This window comes from Micromonospora sp. WMMD1102 (genome assembly GCF_029626265.1).
Classification (GTDB): Bacteria; Actinomycetota; Actinomycetes; order Mycobacteriales; family Micromonosporaceae; genus Plantactinospora.
This window is the reverse complement of record NZ_JARUBN010000001.1, coordinates 5810110-5825499: the sequence shown is the minus strand read 5'-3', so window position 1 is coordinate 5825499 and position 15390 is coordinate 5810110. Positions and strand designations below refer to the sequence as shown.

17 protein-coding genes and 1 pseudogene are annotated in these 15390 nt (G+C 73.5%); 7 read left to right on the top strand and 11 right to left on the bottom strand.

Annotated features, from left to right (window positions below; all coding sequences use genetic code 11):
- Positions 1-14: 14 nt before the first annotated feature.
- The 4 genes from O7626_RS26080 to O7626_RS26065 all read right to left on the bottom strand — a co-directional run bounded on the left by O7626_RS26080 (position 15) and on the right by O7626_RS26065 (position 3647).
- Complete coding sequence (locus O7626_RS26080; RefSeq protein WP_278063722.1) at positions 15-1652, bottom strand: S8 family peptidase; 1638 nt, start codon at positions 1650-1652, stop codon at positions 15-17.
- 261 nt (positions 1653-1913) lie between these two features.
- Entirely contained in the window at positions 1914-2219 is a 306-nt protein-coding gene (locus tag O7626_RS26075; RefSeq protein WP_278063721.1) for a hypothetical protein, read from the bottom strand.
- A 20-nt stretch (positions 2220-2239) separates the two neighbouring features.
- Complete coding sequence (locus tag O7626_RS26070) at positions 2240-2677, bottom strand: hypothetical protein (RefSeq protein WP_278063720.1); 438 nt, start codon at positions 2675-2677, stop codon at positions 2240-2242.
- Positions 2670-3647, bottom strand: a complete 978-nt coding sequence (locus O7626_RS26065; protein WP_278063719.1) for an acetylxylan esterase — start codon at positions 3645-3647, stop codon at positions 2670-2672. The genes O7626_RS26070 and O7626_RS26065 overlap by 8 nt, the downstream gene beginning before the upstream one ends.
- Before the next feature lie 225 nt (positions 3648-3872).
- On the opposite strand from O7626_RS26065, the gene O7626_RS26060 reads away from it, so the two are divergent.
- From O7626_RS26060 to O7626_RS26040, 5 genes are read left to right on the top strand one after another with little or no spacing between them, the layout of a single operon-like run.
- Positions 3873-4289, top strand: a complete 417-nt coding sequence (locus O7626_RS26060; protein ID WP_278063718.1) for a YbaB/EbfC family nucleoid-associated protein — start codon at positions 3873-3875, stop codon at positions 4287-4289.
- Positions 4286-4621, top strand: coding sequence for a type VII secretion target (locus tag O7626_RS26055; RefSeq protein ID WP_278063717.1), 336 nt, complete (start codon positions 4286-4288; stop codon positions 4619-4621). Before O7626_RS26060 ends, O7626_RS26055 begins: the two co-directional genes overlap by 4 nt.
- A 10-nt stretch (positions 4622-4631) precedes the next feature.
- Positions 4632-5114 (top strand): hypothetical protein, encoded by a 483-nt coding sequence (locus O7626_RS26050; protein WP_278063716.1) that lies wholly within the window; start codon positions 4632-4634, stop codon positions 5112-5114.
- Entirely contained in the window at positions 5107-5553 is a 447-nt protein-coding gene (locus tag O7626_RS26045; protein WP_278063715.1) for an HNH/ENDO VII family nuclease, read from the top strand. The genes O7626_RS26050 and O7626_RS26045 overlap by 8 nt, the downstream gene beginning before the upstream one ends.
- Before the next feature lie 13 nt (positions 5554-5566).
- Complete coding sequence (locus O7626_RS26040) at positions 5567-6139, top strand: suppressor of fused domain protein (RefSeq protein WP_278063714.1); 573 nt, start codon at positions 5567-5569, stop codon at positions 6137-6139.
- Positions 6140-6173: 34 nt separating this feature from the next.
- On the opposite strand, the gene ribA is transcribed toward O7626_RS26040, so the two are convergent.
- Positions 6174-6815: a GTP cyclohydrolase II gene (gene ribA, locus O7626_RS26035; protein ID WP_278066318.1), complete on the bottom strand. Its 642-nt coding sequence runs from the start codon at positions 6813-6815 to the stop codon at positions 6174-6176.
- Positions 6816-7136: 321 nt separating this feature from the next.
- Between ribA and O7626_RS26030 the strand changes: the two genes are divergently transcribed.
- Positions 7137-7829, top strand: a complete 693-nt coding sequence (locus O7626_RS26030; protein WP_278063713.1) for a dihydrofolate reductase family protein — start codon at positions 7137-7139, stop codon at positions 7827-7829.
- A 140-nt stretch (positions 7830-7969) separates the two neighbouring features.
- On the opposite strand, the gene O7626_RS26025 is transcribed toward O7626_RS26030, so the two are convergent.
- The 5 genes from O7626_RS26025 to O7626_RS26005 all read right to left on the bottom strand — a co-directional run bounded on the left by O7626_RS26025 (position 7970) and on the right by O7626_RS26005 (position 12830).
- On the bottom strand, positions 7970-9019 hold the full coding sequence (locus O7626_RS26025) for a lysylphosphatidylglycerol synthase transmembrane domain-containing protein (protein WP_278063712.1): 1050 nt from the start codon (positions 9017-9019) through the stop codon (positions 7970-7972).
- 142 nt (positions 9020-9161) lie between these two features.
- Positions 9162-10082 carry a class I SAM-dependent methyltransferase gene (locus O7626_RS26020; RefSeq protein WP_278063711.1) on the bottom strand — a complete coding sequence of 307 codons (921 nt, stop codon included), beginning with the start codon at positions 10080-10082 and terminating at the stop codon, positions 9162-9164.
- Positions 10028-11398, bottom strand: coding sequence for a glycosyltransferase family 4 protein (locus tag O7626_RS26015; protein WP_278063710.1), 1371 nt, complete (start codon positions 11396-11398; stop codon positions 10028-10030). Before O7626_RS26015 ends, O7626_RS26020 begins: the two co-directional genes overlap by 55 nt.
- Entirely contained in the window at positions 11395-11793 is a 399-nt protein-coding gene (locus tag O7626_RS26010) for a 6-carboxytetrahydropterin synthase (protein ID WP_278063709.1), read from the bottom strand. The genes O7626_RS26015 and O7626_RS26010 overlap by 4 nt, the downstream gene beginning before the upstream one ends.
- 44 nt (positions 11794-11837) lie before the next feature.
- Positions 11838-12830 (bottom strand): zinc-binding alcohol dehydrogenase, encoded by a 993-nt coding sequence (locus tag O7626_RS26005; RefSeq protein ID WP_278063708.1) that lies wholly within the window; start codon positions 12828-12830, stop codon positions 11838-11840.
- Between the two features lie 113 nt (positions 12831-12943).
- On the opposite strand from O7626_RS26005, the gene O7626_RS26000 reads away from it, so the two are divergent.
- Positions 12944-13774 (top strand): CDP-alcohol phosphatidyltransferase family protein, encoded by an 831-nt coding sequence (locus O7626_RS26000; protein ID WP_347404812.1) that lies wholly within the window; start codon positions 12944-12946, stop codon positions 13772-13774.
- Between the two features lie 848 nt (positions 13775-14622).
- On the opposite strand, the pseudogene O7626_RS25995 reads toward O7626_RS26000, so the two are convergent.
- Positions 14623-15111, bottom strand: a pseudogene (locus tag O7626_RS25995) (cellulose-binding domain-containing protein); the annotation flags it as partial.
- Between the last annotated feature and the right edge of the window lie 279 nt (positions 15112-15390).

Here is a 15390-nt window from a genome sequence, read left to right as displayed (position 1 = left end):
CCCGAGTCGACGGGTCAGACCGACTGGAGGGCCCGCATCGCGTCCACGAGCCCGCGCCCCTGGAACGACGGGTCCCGACCGAGGTCGGTGGCGGAGTCGAGCAGCGCCCGCTTGACCCGGTGCGGGCGGCCGATGAACTCCTGGTGGACCGACATGAACGCCGCCGCCACCCCGGAGACGTGCGGTGCCGCCATCGAGGTGCCGGAGTTCTCCACGTAGGTCGCGCCGGGCACGCCGGTCAGCGCCTGGTCCAGTAGCCGGCCGGTACCGGCGCTGATCACCCGCTCGCCGGGTGCCACGAGGTCCGGCTTGGCCCGGCCGTCCCCGGTCGGGCCCTTGGAGGAGAAGTAGGAGACGCCGGAGGCGTGCGGCCGGCAGGAGGTGGCGCCGACCGTGATGGCGAGTTCGGCGTTGCCCGGATCGTTGATGGTCAGGTCGAACGCGGTCCGCATCCGCCGGCCACCGGCGTCGATGACGTAGCCGTAGCCGGTGTTGCCGGCCGCCGCGACCACCACCACGCCGGACTGCACCAGCCGGTTGACCTCCCGGCAGACCGGGCTGAGCCCGGTGGCGAACCAGGTCGGGTCGAACGGGTACCCGACCGACAGGTTCACCCCGTGCACCAGCAGCTCGCGGCCGTAGTCGTTGAGTTCCTGGATGTACTCCAGCGCGGCGAGTACCGCCGCCATGTCGCCGGATCCGTCGTCCCGGAGGATCTTGCAGGAGAGCAGCCGGCAGCGCGGCGCCATCCCGCTGATCGCCCGCAGCCGCAGCCGCTCGGTACGCAGGTCGCCCGCGTCCGGCTGGTAGAACGTGGCGGCGGTCAGCGGGCTCTCGTCCTCGCCGACGAGCTGCTCGCCGGCCAGGATGCCGGCGACGTGCGTACCGTGTCCGGCCCGGTCCTTCGTCGCGTCCGCGTCGCTGTCGCCGACGAAGCTGCGGTGCGCCAGTGGCGGGGCCAGGGCCAGGTTGCCGTGCCGCTGGAAGTGCGCGTGCTCCTCGTCGATCCCGGAGTCGAGCACCGCCCAGACGATGTCCTGGCCGTACGCGTTGAAGGCCCGGTGCGCCGCCTGGCACTTGGTGGTCACCACCGAGCGGTGGGTGAGCGGCTGGACCTCGAAGTTGGGCCAGATCCGGTGAATCGCCGAGCGTGGGGCCGGCCCGGCCGTGACGGTCGACGGAGACTCCTCGGCGGTCGGGCCGGAGCGCGGCGCCTGCTCGGCCAGTCCGGCCTCCAGTTCCGCCTGCTCGTGGGCGACCTCCTCGGCCTCCTCGGCGTCGGCGGCCACCAGGGCGCGGATCTGGGCGGCGGTGAGGGCGCTGCTGACGTACGAGCCGATCGGCCAGACCGGGGTGCCGGCGTCGGCGACCTGCCGGATCAGGTCGGTCACCCGGGACTGTGCCCGGCGCACCCCGCCCAGGTACCGGGTACGCAGCTCGATCACCACGCCGATCGGCTCGTCCCCGGAGGAGCGCATGCGCTCCTGCAACGGCCGGGCGATGACCGAGTCGGTGACCAGGCTCGGCGAGGTCGGCACCGGCGACAACCGGCTGGTCCGGCCGTCGCCATGGTCGGTGGCCCGCTCGGCCGAGCCGAACTCGGCCGGCAGCGGCTCCGCCGGGCGTCCAGGGTCGGCGCTGTCGGAGTCCATCGATTCCTCCCGTGACTTCCGGACCATCGTTTCGCTCCGGGCGGCCGGAGCAAAAGGGACGGACGTGGATCTGACAGTCGTCGTCGACCGTGCTGCGGACGGGTCGGCTGCGACCGGTCGGGAAGCCGGGTAATCATACGGCCACGGTCGGCTCCGGCGCGGCCCCGAGGCCGGCAGAGGATGCCGGGCCCGGTGACTCCGGCGGCGACGGGGCCGGCCTGCCCGGTCCGTGCCGGACCGACTCCCGCCGCCGGTTCCCGGCTATCGGGTGCTGGTCGCGAAGGGGGCGCGGGCCAGCGGTACCCGGACCGGCTGGCGTCCGTCGAACCGGAAGCGCAGCAGTTCGGCCGCCGCGACGACGGTGTCGCCCAGGTCGGCGTCGCGGCGGGCGGCGACCCAGTCGACCAGGGCGGCCGGGTCGGGCACCGGCCCGGTGAAGTGGACCAGGGTGGCGTACCAGATGTCCCGGGTGAAGTCGGCCTCGAACCAGGCGTCGTCGCCGAGTTCGGCGGCCAGCCGCGCCGCGAAGTCGTCGGCCGCCGTGTCGAGCGGGTACCCGCAGGCCATCGCGCCGGACGGGGTGAGCGTCAGGCCGCGCAGCGCCAGGCGTACCGGTGGGCCGGCGGCGGTCGCCCGGCGCAGTGCCGCCGCGCCCGGACCGCCAGCGGGTCGCCCTCCGGCACGTTGCTCCGGTGCGCCTCGAGCGCCCGTACCGTGAGGTGCACCGCCGCCGGCGAGCCGGTCGGCCAGTGTCCGGGGCCGGCCACCGCGAGCGCCTCGGCGGTCACCGCGGCCAGCCGGACGGTGCTTTCCGGATCCGGCGGCAGCACGATTGACAGCCCCCACCGGCCGCCGTCGACCGGGGGCGAGTCCCGGTAGTGGGTACCGGCCAGCACCGCCGCGCTGCCCCGGGCGAAGAGCCGGTCGAAGGCGGCGCCGTAGCCGGTGGCCGCCCCGGCGGCGCCGCTCCGCGGGTCAGCCGTCGCCGGACAGCGGTCAGCCGTCTCCGGAGAGCGGTCAGCCATCCCCGAACAGCCGGCGGAGCAGTTCGGCCTGCCGGGGGAACTGGAAACCGGCCCCGCCCTCGTGCCCGTTGTACGGCCACACGGTGATGTCCTTGTCCGGCCCCGCATAGTGGTTGAAGGCGGCATAGACCGTCGACGGCGGGCAGACCGCGTCCATCAGGGCGACGGAGAAGAGCGCCGGCGCGCTCGCCCGGCTGGCGAAGTTGACTCCGTCGAAGTAGTCGAGCGTGCGGAACGCCTGCTCGACACCGTTGCGGTGCGTCCGCAGGTACGTCACCAGTTCCTGGTACGGCGTGGCGTCGGTGATCTCGGTGGCCCGCCGGTAGTGGCAGAGGAACGGCACGTTCGGCAGTACCGCCGCGAGCCCGTCGACCAGCCCGGCGACGGCGATGCTGATCCCGCCGCCCTGGCTGGTGCCGGCCGCCACCACCCGGTCCGGGTCGACCCGGGGGTGTTCCCGGGCGGTCTCCACCGCCCGGACGGCGTCGGCGAAGACCCGGCGGTAGTAGTAGGTGGCCGGCTCGGTGATGCCCCGGGTCATGAAGCCGGGGGTCTGCGGCAGGCCGGACGGGTCCGGGTCCGGTGTGTCGCCGACCAGGTAGCCGTTGCTGCCCTGGCCCCGGGTGTCCATCACCAGGTGGGCATAGCCGACGGCGCTCCAGGTCAGCCACTCGTGCGGCAGCCCGCGCCCGCCGCCGTACCCGATGTACTCCACGACGCAGGGGAGCCGGCCGGTGCTGTGCCGGGGGAGCAGGAACCAGCCGCGGACGGGCTGTCCGGCGAAGCCGGAGAAGGTGACGTCGAAGACTTCCACGGTGGACAACCCGGCGTCGTAGGGCTCGAACTTGGCCGGGCCGGCCGCGTCCCGTGCCTGGCCGAGGGTGTCTGCCCAGAAGTTGTCGAAGTCGCCTGGTTCGTCCCGTTCGGGTAGGTAGTCGCGCAGCCGGTCCAGTGGCCAGTCGACAAGCATGGCCCGTCTCCCTTCGTCGTCTCGGGCCGTCGGTGCAGCCCGGCGGGGCCCGGCCGCGAGCCGGGGCGTCCCGAAGCCGGAGGGTAGCGTCCGGGCCGGCGCCGGCTCCCTGCGGAGTGCCGGGATCGATGATTGCCCCGGTATCGATGGGCCGTTAGGTTGAGGTTCGGGTGGAGGCAGCGCGCGCCGTGGCTCCACCGTCTGCGCGACGGCGGGAGGCGTGGCTTGTCAGATCTGTGGCACGTGCTGGGTGACATCGACCGGCTGATGGAGGCCGTCCAGCGTGAGGCGGACGCGGCCCGCGACCGGCAGCAGCCGAACCGGGAAGCCTCCGGCAGCGCCCTCGACGGCCGGGTCCGGGTGCGGCTGGCCGCCGACGGGCAGGTGGCGGAGATCCGGCTGGACGACGAGGTGACCGGCATCCGCCCGGCCGAGCTGGCCGAGGGGCTCACCAGGGCGTTCAACCAGGCCTGGCAGACCGCCCGCGACCACGACGACGCGCTGCTCGCGGCCGGCGCGGTCGATCCGGCGGTACTGGCCGAACAACTGCGCGAGGTACGCGAGCAGAGCATGCGGAGCATGCGGGCGATCACCGACTCGCTCACCGACGCGATGGCCCGGATCGAACGGCGGGCCGGGTGAGCACCACCGAGGTCTCCCCGGACGGGTTGCGGAACTCCGCCGGGCGGCTCATCGGAGTGGTCGAGCGGACCGACGCCCTGCTGGGCGCCTTCCAGGGGCGGCTGGACTCCGTCGGCGCGCCGTGGGGGAACGACGAGCTGGGTGCGGCGATCGCCGACGTCTACCAGGGCGCGCACGCCATGGTGATGAACTGCTACAGCTCCAACCTCGACACGATCGACGACTACGCCGAGCGGCTGGACGCCGCGGCGTTCCTCTTCGAGGAGGCCGACGCGGAGAGCAGGGCACAGGCGAGCGCACTGCTGGACAGCCAGGGGTGGACACGACCGTAGGGGGCCCGTGGTGGGGATCGAGTTGCCGTCCAGCCTGGTGGACCTGCTGTCCACCATCGGCTTCCGGTGGCCGGAGAGCGACGAGACCAAGTTGCTGGAGCTGGGCCGGGCCTGGAGCGGCCTGTCGGGCCAGCTCGACGCGCAGGTGGCCGCCGCCAACGGTGCGGCGGCCGAGGTCTGGACGGCGGGCCGGGGTGAGTTGGCCGACGTGTTCCGGACCAGTTGGACCCGGGACGCCGCCCCGGCGCAGCGGCTGGCCGGCGGGGCGTCCGGCGCGGACATCGTCGGCGCCGGCCTGATGACCTGCGCCGCCATCGTGCTGGCACTGAAGATCAACATCATCGCCCAGGCCACCCTGACCGTGCTGGCGATAGCGGCGGCGATCGCCACCGGCGGGCTGGCCGCCGCCGGTGCGGCGGCGCTGCGCGAGGCGTGCCGCCGTGCCCTGGACTGGCTGCTCAACGAGGCGATCATGAAGATCGTCAATGGCTAGACGTCCGGGGCGGCGCCGGCTGACCGGTGCCGCCGCCAAGGGCGTCATGCGGTCGCTGCGGGCGGTCGTCAAGGACGGCGAACCGCTGCCACCGGTCGCCAGGAGCGTGCGGGCCAAGCTGCGCCGGGATCCCTACCGCCGGCCGAAGACCTTCCGCCGGGGCCTGCGCGACAAGGTGTGGAAGGCGAACAAGGGCCCGGACGGCAAGGTCCGGGACCCGCTCACCGGCAGGGTCATCCGCCGGTTCGGGCGGTGGGACATGGGACACAAGCCGGGGTACGAGTTCCGCAAGCACCAGGCCAGCGCGCGTCGGCGGCGGATCAGCCGCAAGGAGTTCCTCGACGAGCACAACAACCCGGACCACTACCGGCCGGAGCTACCATCGTCGAACCGGGGCCGCGCGGGCGAGGACCGTACGGACGACTACCTGGGGCCGTGAGCACATGCCGAACGTGAGCAACGAGAACAAGGTGATCGCGAAGACCGTCGCGGCGGTCTTCGGCGGCAGCCCCCGGGTCGTCGAATACCTCGACGCCGACGGGACCGGCAAGGTGGCGATCCTGCACTCCACCGACCACCCCTGGCCGGACGTCACGGCGTACTGCACCATCGGGCTGTCGGAGCTGGTCGTCCCCCGGGAGGTCGACCCGCCGCTCGGCGTCGAACTGCTCGCCGTCGCCGACTCGGCGCTGCACCCCCGGTTCGCCGAGGCGCTGAGCACCGCCGCGTTCTTCTGGATCAACGACGGCTGGGAACCGGAGCCCGGCGCCTGCTTCCGGGAGGTGCTGCGGATGCACCTGCCGGACACCCGGTTCCCGCACCTCTTCCTCACCGACCCCTACCTGTGGGAGCGGGAGTTCGGCTCGACGGTGGTCGGCGGCCGGACGGTGGCCTGGCTGCTCGCCGTACCGGTGAGCGAGTCCGAGGCCGACTACGCCGAGGAGAACGGCCCGGACGCCCTCGAAGAGCTGTTCGAGCGGCACGAGATCGACATCACCGACCTCGACCGGGCCCCGGTCGTCTGAACCGCCGGTCCCGCACCCACGGGAGGCCGCCGGCTCAGTCGGCGAGGGGCAGGTCGATGGTGTGCGCCGTGTGGTTGGCCTTCGTCTTCAGGTATCTGGCGTTGGCGGCGGAGAGGTGCACCCCGGTGGGGATCCGTTCGGCGACCCGTACGCCGAGCCGGTCGAGCTGCTCCGCCTTGTCGGGGTTGTTGCTCAGCAGCGCGACCCGCTCGGCGCCGAGGGTACGCAGCATCTGCGCCGCCACGGTGTAGTCCCGCTCGTCCTCGCCGTGCCCGAGCGCCACGTTGGCCTCGTAGGTGTCCAGTCCCACGTCCTGCAACGCGTACGCGTCGAGCTTCGCGTACAGCCCGATGCCCCGGCCCTCCTGGCGCAGGTAGAGCAGGAATCCGCCGTGCTCGCTGATCCGCTCGACCGCCTCCCGCAGCTGCGGGCCGCAGTCGCACCGCTGGCTGCCGAAGACGTCACCGGTCATGCACTCACTGTGCGGGCGCACCAGCGGCATCGGGGTGCCCTCGACGGTCTGGTCGATTCTGTCCCGCCAGTCTCCCAGGCCGAGAGCGAGGTGCTCGCGGCCGTCCACCAGGCCGTCGAAGGTGAACACGCTCGCGGTCGCGGTGTAGCCGTCGCCGAAGCGTAGCGGTACGGTCACCTGCCGGCGGACGGTGGCCGGGGGCACCGGCCCGAGCGCGGTGAGCGTTTCGGCAGCCTCGGCGGTGGTTACCTGGGGCGGTGTGTGCGGCATCAGTTCTCCCTCTTGGGGTCGGGGTGCGTGCGCCCTGACGATCTAGGGTGCCTCAGAGCCCTGACGATCTGGCGTGCCTCGGCCGGGGGTCCGCCCGCCGACGCATTGGAAGACCGTGCAGGCTGGTACCCGGTGCGCGGTCATCCGATGCGGGCCACCTGGCGGCTACCGGGGCGAGGTCGGCGGGGACGGGCGCCGACGGTGCGGAAGACTGGGCCACCGCGCGGGCTGTTCATCGACGGAGAGGTGCAACCAGTGGGCGACCGGCCGTACGTACTGCTCAGCTGCGGCATGTCAATCGACGGTTACCTGGACAACGCCACGGGAAACCGGCTGCTGCTGTCCAACGATGCCGATTTCGACCGGGTGGATGCCGTACGGGCGGAATGCGACGCGATCCTGGTCGGCGCGGGTACGGTCCGGCAGGACAATCCGCGACTGCTGGTCCGGTCGCCGGAGCGCCGGGCGGAGCGGGTCGCCCGAGGACTGCGGCCGACACCGGTGAAGGTGACCGTGACCGGCCGGGCCGACCTGGACCCGACCGCGCACTTCTTCGGCACCGGCGACATCGACAAACTCGTCTACTGCGCCAGCACCGGTCTGGACGAGGCGCAGACGCGGCTCGGCGAGGTGGCGACGGTGGTCGACGGCGGCGACCCGGTCGACCTCGAACTGGTGCTGACCGACCTGCACGCTCGCGGGGTGGCCCGGTTGATGGTCGAGGGGGGCGGGACGATACATACCCAGTTCCTCACCGCCGGGCTGGCCGACGAGTTGCAGTTGGTGGTCGCCCCGTTCTTCGTCGGCGACTCCCGGGCGCCCCGGTTCGTCGGCGACGGCCGCTTCCCGTGGGGGCCCGACCGCCGGGCCGAGCTGGCCGAGGTCTGCCAGATCGGCGACGTGGTGCTGCTGCGCTACGCGCTCTCCGAACGGTTCGCCGGGACCTGAGCACGCCGCACCGGCCCGACCGACCCGGTCGGGCCGACCGGCCGGACGGGTGGCGGGCGAGCGGCGGGCTCCGCCGTAGCACGGCGTACCGCCGCTACCGGCCGGACCGGTGGCGGGCGGGCGGCAGGCTCCGCCGCCGGTCACGCGACCGCCCGGGACAGCCGGAGCCGGAGCAGCGCACGGTTGCCGACCGTGCCGAACCGGGCGGCCCAGCGGGCGAGCAGCACGGCGGCACCGGGCAGGCTGGCGACGAAGGCGAGCACCCCGTACACCACGGCGACGGTGAGGCCGAGCGACGCGCCGAGCCCGGCGGCGCCGAAGGCCCAGGCGGTGACGCCTTCCCGGGGGCCCCAGCCGCCGACGTTCAGCGGCAGCGCCATCGCGATCAGGGCCAGCAGCATCAGCGGGACCAGCTCAGTCAGCGGCGCCGACGAGCCGGCGGCCCGCGCCGCGACGACGAACGTGCCCAGATGCCCGGCCAGCACGACGACGGACGAGAGCACGATCCCCGGCCAGCAGTTCCGGGCGAGCAGCCCGAGCCGTACGTCGGAGACACTCCTGCGCCAGGCCCGGCCGAGGCGCGAGCCGGATGCCGGGCCGAGGGGTGAGGCCGATGCCGGGAGCGCCTCCGGGCGGGGCGGCCGGCCGGGGCGGCGGGAGCGCAGCCGGAGCCAGCCGGCCAGGCCGAGCAGCCCGGCCACCCCCACGGCCACGGCGACCAGCCACCCGGTCGGACCGAGGCCGGACCCGGCCGCCAGCGGCACCGGATAGGCGACCGCCAGCACCAGCACGCCGACCGCGAACAGCACGAGCTGCCCGGCGAAACGTTCCAGGACCACCGCCCGGACGCCCCGGCCCACGTCGTCGGTGTCCCGGCCGTGCCGGACCGCCCGGTCCACGTCCCCGAGTACGCCGCCGGGCAGGGCCGCGTTGAGGAAGAGCCCCCGGTAGTAGTCGGCGACCGCCCGGCGCAGCGGCAATCGGATGCCGAGCCCCCGGGCGACCAGGCACCAGCGCCAGGCGCTGAACACGGTGGTCAGCAGCCCGATCCCGAGCGCGGCGAGCAGGGTGCCGGCGTCGATGACCCGCAGCCCGTCCAGGAACGCCCCGGTGCCGAGCCGCCACAGCAGGAAGCCGAGGATCGCGGCGCCGCCGAGCACCCTGGCCCAGGCCCAGAACGTACGCCTCACGACGCCACCCGGTCCGCCGGAACGTCCCGCAGTGCCGTCCTCGACCCGTACATCCGCGCCCCTCCTTCGATCGGTTCTCGCAGTGATACGAGGCAACCGGGGCTGCGGTTCATCCGGACGTGGTGCGCGGTCCGGATCGGGTTCATCCGTACGTGGCCAGCAGGTCGGCGTGCCCGACGACCGCCCGCAGTTCGCCGGCGGTCGCGGCGGCGAGCCGGCGCTCCAGGTAGCCGGCCGCCGGGGCGGCCAGTTCCGGCCGCTGCTCGACGGCGGCGGCGATCCAGCCGCGCAGCCAGCGGGCGGTCAGCTCCGCCTCGGCCGGACCGAGCCGCCACGGGCTGGGCCGGACCCGCACCTGGGCGCCGAGCCGCCGGAACGCCTCGGCGGTCGCCTCCAGCGCGTCCGGGCCGAGTAGCAGCTGACCGCCGCTACTGCGCCGCTGGTGCGCGTCGAAGGCGGCCGAGATCTCGGCGTCGAGCGGGTCGGCCGGGGAGAGTTCCACCTCACCCAGCACGGAGAGGGTCAACAGGGCCGGGCAGCCGGCGTCCACGCAGGCGGTGACGAGCCGCTCCACCTCGGCCAGGCTGAGCAGGTCGAGCAGGGCCGACGCGGTGACCAGGGACGCCCCGGCGAGGTCGTCCGCGGTCAGCCGGGTCAGGTCGCACTCCCGGGCCGTGACGCTCACCGGCGAGCCGTCGGCGGCGGTGCGCGGCAGGTGCTCCCGGGCGTGGTCGAGCAGCCCGGCTTCACGGTCGTAGAGCACCCAGTGCTGCGGGCCGGGCAGCCGGCCGGCGAGCCAGCGGCCCATCGAGCCGCTGCCGCAGCCCAGGTCCCGGATCACCGTCGGGCCGCCCTCGGGCAGCAGCGCGGGCAGCGCCTCGACCAGCTCGGCCGACCGGGCCCGCGCGTCGGCCGGCTCCCGCAGCCCGAGCCAGGCCAGGCTGTACGGCGAATCGTCCTCCCCGCCAGCACCCTCGGTCCGTCCGCTCCGCTCGTCGTGCTGCCCGGTCATGCCGTCCCCTCGCCGTAGCGCCTCGTGCCGTTCCTCGGCCCTGCTGCCCACCTCTGCACCTCTCCCACCGCATCGTCGCCACCCGACGGTGGCTGCCGGTGCTGTTCCGGGTCGCCGGCTGGTCGCGACCGCCTGTCGTCCGGCGGCGGTGGCTGCCGGTCCGGGTCGGCACCCGGCGGTGGCTGCCGGTCCGGGGCGCCGGGTGGTCCTGTCCGCCGGGCCAGGCCCGCCAGCACCTCGGCCAGACGGGCGGCGGTGACGTCCCAGCCGGGCAGGTCGGCCCGGCGGTCCCGGGCCGCCGCCCGGAGCCGGTGCCGCAGCTCCGGCTCGTCGAACCACCGCCGCAGCGCCCCGGCCAGCGCAGCCGGGTCACCGGGCGGCACCAGCAGCCCGGGTACGACGCCGTCGGGTGTGTGGCCGACCGCCTCCGGTAACCCGTCGACCGCGCTGCCGAGCACCGGAACGCCCCGGGCCAGTGCCTCGGTGACGACCATCCCGTACGGCTCGGCCCGGGAGGGCAGCACCAGCAGGTCGGCGGCGGCGTACTCGGCGGCCAGCTCGGTTCCGCCGCGCGAGCCGGTGAACCGTATCCGGTCGGTCAGCCCGGCCGCTCCGACCGCCCGGTGCAGCCTGTCGAGGTACTCCGGATCGCGGTCCACCGGCCCGACGAAGCGGCAACGCCACGGCAGTTCGGGGATCGTCGCCAGCGCCTCGACGAGTACGTCCTGCCCCTTGCGGGGGATGACCGAGGCGACACAGAGCAGCCCGGAGATCCCGTCGGTGCCCGGTGCCAGCGGCGCCGCCGCCACCCCGGGCGGTACGACGTGCACCCGCGACGGCGGCAGGCCGTGCCGCCGCACCAGAAGGCGTCCGGTCCCGGCGCTGGTCGCCACGACGGCCGGGGTGGCCAGCAGGGTCTGCCGTTCCCGATCGTCGAGTCGGGCCGCCACCTCGGGCGGCCGCCCGGTCTCGTCGCCGAGCGGCAGGTGCACCAGTACCGCCAGCCGGAGCCGTTCGGCGGCCGGTCCGACGACCTCGGGTACGCCGCAGGCCACCAGCCCGTCCAGCAGCACCACCCCGCCGTCCGGTACGCCGTCCAGCGCCGCGGCCAGCGCCGCCCGTTCGGCTCCGGACGGTTCGGGCCAGCTCCCCGGCACGGCGACTTCACGCACCCGCCAGCCCAGCCGGCCCAGCCCGGTGACGACCTGGCGGTCGTAGTGGTTGCCGCCGCTCGGCGCAGCCGGGTCGTCGATGTCCCCGGGCAGCACCACGTACGCCGTCCCGGCTCCGCCCTCGCCGGTCCGGTCGGTCCGGGCGTCGGGCGATGGGACCGGCAGAGCCGGCGGGACCGGGGGCGGTACCGTCAAAGTGCCCGCTCGTAGCTGGCCCAGGCGATGTGCGACTCGTGCAGGGTGACGCTGATCCTGGTCAGCCCGCGCGCCCCCGCGCCGAGCGAGCCGGCGTGCACCCGCTCGGCCAGCCGGTCCGCGATGATCTGGGCCAACGCCTCGGTCGAGGTGTTGATCCCGGCCAGCGACGGCTCGTCGTCCAGGTTGCGGTAGTTGAGGTCGCCGAGCACCTCGGCCAACTGCGCGGAGGCCAGTCCGATGTCCACCACCAGGTTGTCGGCGTCCAGCTCCGGACGGCGGAACGAGGCGTCCACCACGAATGTCGCCCCGTGCAGCTTCTGTGCCGGGCCGAAGACCTCGCCCCGGAAACTGTGCGCGATCATGATGTGGTCACGGACGGTGACACTGAACAAGGGTTCTCCTCCTGGGTGTTTCCCGCTCGGCCGGTCGGCCGCAGCTACAGGTCGGCGGTCGGGTTACCGTAGTCGACCACGTGGCACAGGGCGGGCAGTTCCCCGCTGACCAGCCGGGGGAAGATCTCCGGCAGCTCCTCGAAGTCGCACGGGCCGGTCAGCAGGGCGTCGAACGCAGAATCGGCGAGCAGCTCCAGGGCGAGCGCCAGCCGGTCGGCGAAGGTGCGGCGTCCGCGTACGTTCGGTGACACCGTGCCGACCTGGCTGCTGCGCAGGACCAGTCGACGGGAGTGGAAGTTCTCGCCGAGCGGCACGCTGACCGGCCGGTCGCCGTACCAGCTCAGTTCGACGACCGTTCCCTCCGGGGCGAGCAGTTCCAGCGCCCGGGTCAGCCCGGCCGAGCTGGCGCTGGCGTGCACCACCAGGTCCCGCTCGCCGGTCGCGTCGGCGGGGAGCGCGAAGTCGACACCGAGCGCGGCGGCGATGCCCGCCCGGTTGGGATCGGCGTCGACCAGTTGCACCCGGGCGCCGGGGAACCGGGCGAGCACCCCGGCAACCGCGCTGCCGACCATCCCGGCGCCGACCACCGTGATCCGGTCGCCGACCAGCGGCGCGGCGTCCCAGAGCGCGTTCACCGCGGTCTCCACGGTGCCGGCGAGCACCGCGCGGGCCGCCGGCACGCCATCGGGTACGACGGTGACCGCGGACGCCGGCACGACGTACCGGGTCTGGTGCGGGTAGAGGCAGAAGACCGTACTGCCGACCAGTTCCGCCGGCCCCTCCTCGACCAGGCCGACGTTGAGGTAGCCGTACTTGACCGGGGCGGGAAAGTCGCCGTCCTGGTGTGGGGCGCGCATCGTCGGGTACTGATTCGGTGGCACCTTGCCGGCGAAGACGAGCGTCTCGGTGCCCCGGCTCACCCCGGAGTGGAGGGTGCGGACCAGCACCTCGCCGGCACCGGGCGGCGCCAGCGGGACCGGGCGGATCTCGCCCCGGCCGGGTGCGGCAAGCCAGAAGGCCCTGGCACGCACTGCCATCAACTCCTTTGCCGCTGCGGTGAACCGAACGCTCGTGTTTTCCGTTTCCACGGGGGTGGGCAGCGGCAACGATACGCGGCGCGTGGATCGTGCCAAACCGTGACGGAGGAACGTTGACTGTCAGTGATCACCCGATCGCAAACACTCTGGTCCGACTGCGTCCCGTGCGGCACCGGGCCGGATCCGCGCCGCTGCACGACGGTCGAGCCGTACCCGTGCCGCTGGCCACGGCGGCGGTGCTGGACGGGCTGGCGGTAGGGCTGGCGGCCCAGTTCGTCCTGCTGGCGGCCCTCTCCGCGACGGTCGGGCTGGGGTCGGCCGGTTGGCTGGCCGGCTCGGCGTACGCGGTCGTCACCTGGCTGCTGCTCGGCTACGGCATGCGCCGCTCCGGGGTACTGGCGCTCGGCGCGGCCAACCAGGTCACCCTGGCCCGGGCGATCCTGGTCGGCGGGGTGACCGCACTGGTCGCCGCCTCGTTCCGGTCGCCGGTCCCGGTCGGGCTGCTGGTCGCCGTGGCGGCCGTGGCGCTGGCGCTGGACTGGGTCGACGGTCAGGTCGCCCGGCGCACCGGCACCACCTCCGCGCTGGGCGCCCGGTTCGACATGGAGGTGGACGCCTTCCTCATCCTGGTGCTGAGCGGCTATCTGGCCCAGTCTCTCGGCGCCTGGGTCTTGGCCATCGGCGCCCTCCGGTACGCCTTCGTCGCCGCTGCCTGGGCGCTGCCGTGGCTGCGGGCGGCCCTGCCGCACCGGTTCTCCCGGAAGACAGTCGCCGCGATGCAGGGGATCGTGCTGGCGGTGGCGAGTTCCGGAGTGCTCCCGGGCACCCTGGCGTACGCCTCGGTCGGGTTGGCGCTGGCGCTGCTCTGCTGGTCCTTCGGCCGGGACGTCGGCTGGCTGTGGCGGGCCCGCCACCGGTACCCGACACCGGCCAGCTCCCGCTGACCCGGGTCCGGCCTCCCGAGCTCGATGTCGAAACAGCGCCACCTGCCGTTTCAGCGTATGACACATCAATTCCGGCAGTTTATGAAGTTGTCAAACGTCGTTCCGGTGACTTCGTCAGACAGGTTCGGGTGGCCGCAGGAGTCGCCAGCCTGCGTCGACCACGTCCGCCGGGGCGAACGGCTGCCCCCGGGGATGACGCCCGCCGCACGATGGGTGGGCACGTGCGGCGGACGTCGGCGGGTGGGCCCGAACGCATCCGGCCGCCCCGGCGGCTGCCGGTTGGGCGACAACGGAACGGGCTGCTAGCCCCAGTACCCCAGGGCCTGTCGACCGAGCGACTGCTGACCGGCGGTATTGGCGTGGCAGCCGTCCGAGACCTCGTTGCTGCGCAGCCGGAACGTGCCGGGGTAGCTGACGTTCTGCGAGGAGTCGGCCGCGGCCTGCCGGGCCAGGCTGTCGGTCAGCTGTGGACCGTTGGCGCCGGCCAGGAAGCAGGTCTGCCCGGCGTCGTAGAGCGGCTGACCGCTGATGATGATCGTCGCGCCCGGCGCGGCGTGCTGGCGGGCGTTGGCGATCAGTCGCTTGACCTCGTCATAGGTCGCCCCGTTCTGGGAGAAGATGCAGATCTGCACCCAGACGGCGGTCGGCCGGCCGTACCTGGCGGCCTGCTGGTCGAACAGCCGCCAGGCACTGGAGTTGGTGTCCGTCCAGGACTGTACGACCATGCCTCCCGTGCCGTACGGGCCCCACATGCGCTGCCCACCGATCGCGACGTAGCCCTGAGCGACGTTCTCCGCCATCGAGCAGCCGATGAAGCCCATCGAGCGGGCCGGTTGCGGACCGCCGGTCGGACCGGTGGTGGGGCCGGTGGTGGGCGGGGTGGTCGGGCCGCTGGTCGGCGGTCCGCTCGGCGACGGTTGGGTACTGCCGTCGCAGGCCACCCCGTTCAACGCGAAGCTGGACGGTGGGGGATTTCCGCTGTTGTTCCACGAGCCGTTGAAGCCGAAGCTCGTGCTGCCGTTGGTGGCGAGGCTGCCGTTCCAGCCGACGTTGCGGGCGGTCACCTGTGCGCCGCTCTGGCTGACGGTCGCGTTCCAGGCCTGGGTCACCTGCTGGCCGGCGCTGAACGACCAGGTCAGTGTCCAGCCGGAGAGCGGATCGCCCAGATTGGTGACCCGTACGTTGCCGGTGAACCCGCCGGCCCACTGGGAGCCGACCGAGTAGTTGACCTGGCAACCGGCGGCGGCCGCCCCGGTCACCGGCAGCAGGCTGACGCCGGCGGCCGTGGCGAGCGGCACCAGGGCCGCGACGAGCAATCGGAACCGAGGTAGGCGCATGGCCCCTCCCTGACTTGTAGGTCGGTGGTGGACGGATGGCGATGGTGCGCCGACGCCCGCGCGAGTCGTCGCCGTGCTGCCGCAGCACTCGCTCCAACCTCCCCTCGGTGTCATATCTCGTTGGACATCTAGATGACGACGAGCGATGTCTATGTCCAACGAGCGGCGTCGCGGCGGCGGTGGTCGATTCGGTTTCGGAGATCGCCATCAATTGACAGTGGCAAATGAGTATTGCCAGAATCGAGCCATGGCCGCAAGGGGTACGAGCGTTCGCGTCGC

Excerpts from the sequence above, each read along its gene's own strand:
- O7626_RS26080 (WP_278063722.1), bottom strand. The coding sequence starts at position 1,652 with ATGGACTCCGACAGCGCCGACCCTGGACGCCCGGCGGAGCCGCTGCCG.
- O7626_RS26005 (WP_278063708.1), bottom strand. The coding sequence starts at position 12,830 with ATGGCAGTGCGTGCCAGGGCCTTCTGGCTTGCCGCACCCGGCCGGGGC.
- O7626_RS26075 (WP_278063721.1), bottom strand. The coding sequence starts at position 2,219 with ATGGCCTGCGGGTACCCGCTCGACACGGCGGCCGACGACTTCGCGGCG.
- O7626_RS26065 (WP_278063719.1), bottom strand. The coding sequence starts at position 3,647 with ATGCTTGTCGACTGGCCACTGGACCGGCTGCGCGACTACCTACCCGAA.
- O7626_RS26045 (WP_278063715.1), top strand. The coding sequence starts at position 5,107 with ATGGCTAGACGTCCGGGGCGGCGCCGGCTGACCGGTGCCGCCGCCAAG.
- O7626_RS26070 (WP_278063720.1), bottom strand. The coding sequence starts at position 2,677 with ATGGCTGACCGCTCTCCGGAGACGGCTGACCGCTGTCCGGCGACGGCT.